Raw genomic sequence first — 303 nt, 5'->3', positions numbered from 1 at the left:
CTTCCGGCCAGACGTTCAGTTCCCTGCAATACGACGACCGCTACCACCTGAAACTCTATCGCCGACTGGACGATACGCTCAACCCGGATCTGGAACTCGCCCATTTCCTCTCGGAGGAAACCACGTATGAGCATGTCCCGGATTATCTGGGGGCAGTGACCTTTTCAGCAGCGGGAAGGACAACGCTGGCCCTGGGATTGGCCCAGGAACTCGACCCCAGCCAGGGGACGGCCTGGGAATATACCCGGGATGCCTTCCACATGTTTTTTGAACGGGCCCTGGCAGCCGGGGAGGAAACTAAAT

General features: G+C 58.4%; 1 pseudogene. It reads left to right on the top strand.

The window, feature by feature from the left end:
• Positions 1 to 303: pseudogene (locus ACRHNM_RS16555) on the top strand (hypothetical protein); the annotation flags it as partial.

Origin of the sequence: Psychroserpens mesophilus (genome assembly GCF_050617655.1) — a bacterium.
GTDB lineage: Bacteria > Bacteroidota > Bacteroidia > Flavobacteriales > Flavobacteriaceae > Psychroserpens > Psychroserpens mesophilus_A.
Note: the sequence above shows the minus strand (reverse complement) of the source record. Positions and strands in the feature narration are given on the sequence as shown.